Raw genomic sequence first — 1,851 nt, 5'->3', positions numbered from 1 at the left:
ATCGGCAAGCCCCACGAGCGGAGCTCGATCATCGCCACGACCAATCCCGCCTTTGGCGAATGGCCGACCGTCTTCGGAGACGCGACGATGACCGCTGCGCTCCTCGACCGCCCGACGCATCGCTGCGTCACACGAGGACTGCGCAGCGCCGGACCAGCTCAGCTCCGGAGGGATCAATACCGGACGCCGATGAGGGGGCACGATCAGATGCTGATTGACAGCGTCGCGGGGCAACCTCAGTGCGCGATCGCAGCGCAGACAGGCCGAGAGCGCCCGCTACAGGGCTCCGCGTCCCTGAATGGAGAGGGCCCGGTAAACGGCCTCGTGGCTGATGCGCATGGTCGTGTCCTCGGGGAACTCCACCTGCAGACGCTGCGCGATCTGTTCCGGGCTCCAGGCAGAAGACCAGCGCCGGCTTTGCCGATGAACGGGGCACCGCCCCTTCCATACCACGACCGGACCGTCGAAGGCGATGCCTTCGGGCGTGGCGATGAGGCCGGAGAGTCGGTCCTACACATGGTCAGACAGGGCGGGATTGCTTGCCGGCTTGCCGGTTTTAGGGCGCCGTGCTGCGCGATCAGCATGCCACTGCGCGGTGATGGCGCGATAGTCGAAGTCCCCGCTGCGCGTCGCCGAGTTGCGCCTGATCTCTCGCGAAATCGTGCCAGGTGACCGTCCCGGCTTGTGCGCAATCACACGGACACCAGTCCCTCTCGCGCATTCCAGGGCGATCTCCTCTCGCTCCGGGAAGGTCAAGTTGCGGCACGTCAGCCGCGGCGCCGATGGCGCAAGATGTGTGGGAGTCGTGCCGCCCGAACTCCGAAACCACCGGATACCGACGGGGCCGGAAACACCCGCAGCGACGGCGGCCTCCTCACTGGAAAGGCCCGACGCCACACTCCGCCAAGACCGGCACGGATTCTCACGCTGCCAGACAGGCGGCCGTCCTGGCGAGCCCAATTTGCGCCACGTCGAGCGTTCGGATTTTCGTCTTCCTGTCGTCATCCACGGTTCCGGGAACGGCGTGTCGCGATGACCGGTTGAAACCGCCTTGGTTTCCGCGGTCCGTGTGATGGATGCAGCCCTCCGTCGGCCGCCGCAACGCGTTGGTCATGTTCAATGCCCGGATCGCCAGGTCACGCTTCATCCGGTTGCTGACGGCCTAGCCGATTGCTCGCCGAGAGTGCAGGTCGAGGAAGACGGCGAGGTAGAGCCATCCTTCCTGCGTCCATACATAGCTTTTGTCGCCGGCCCACTTCTGATTTGGCGCATCAGCTTTGAAGCCGCGATCCAACAGGTTTGGCCAAATGTCAAACGTGTCGTCGCTATCTGTCGTGACCTTCTGTCTGCGCGTTTGCCCGACCGACATGCCGTTCTGACGCATCAAGCGGCCTACGCGGTGATGCCCAACGTCCAAGCCGATTTCCTTCAGCTCCTCCGTCATCCGTGGTCGACCGCAACTGCCCAGGCTGAGACGGGACTGTTCTTTGATGTGCGCCAAGGTGACCAAATCAGATCGCTGTCTGCTGCTGGTAGTGCGATTGCGGAATGCCCGCAAACCGCGCGTGCTGACATTCATGACACGACACATCCGATCGATGGCAAAGAAGGATGGTGCTCTTCCCCTCTCGATCATGCTGCGCATGACCCTGCCGGGCGGTGGATGACCCTAGGTGTTTGATCCCACGGTTTGATGGTGCGATCCTTTCTCAGGAATGGAAGGCAGCACTATGGGACAAGTTCGTCACGGCTGCGCCACGACCACGCACGCCGTCAGAGCTGCAATACAGCGATCCGTCGCCCGGCAGTCGTTTGCTTGCAAACGATGAGAGGGGCAGGCTTCGCTCGCGC

3 pseudogenes are annotated in these 1,851 nt (G+C 63.3%); 1 reads left to right on the top strand and 2 read right to left on the bottom strand.

The window, feature by feature from the left end:
- Positions 1 to 126, top strand: a pseudogene (locus ROA7023_RS23395) (ATP-binding protein); the annotation flags it as partial.
- A 153-nt stretch (positions 127 to 279) separates the two neighbouring features.
- Here the strand turns inward: ROA7023_RS23395 and ROA7023_RS25400 are convergent.
- Together ROA7023_RS25400 and ROA7023_RS23385 are read right to left on the bottom strand one after the other, a co-directional pair.
- Positions 280 to 1,005 (bottom strand): annotated as a pseudogene (locus ROA7023_RS25400) (transposase); the annotation flags it as partial.
- Positions 1,006 to 1,051: 46 nt separating this feature from the next.
- Positions 1,052 to 1,612: pseudogene (locus ROA7023_RS23385) on the bottom strand (IS3 family transposase); the annotation flags it as partial.
- Positions 1,613 to 1,851: the final 239 nt, after the last annotated feature.

Origin of the sequence: Roseisalinus antarcticus (genome assembly GCF_900172355.1) — a bacterium.
In the GTDB taxonomy this organism is placed as follows: domain Bacteria; phylum Pseudomonadota; class Alphaproteobacteria; order Rhodobacterales; family Rhodobacteraceae; genus Oceanicola; species Oceanicola antarcticus_A.
Note: the sequence above shows the minus strand (reverse complement) of the source record. Positions and strands in the feature narration are given on the sequence as shown.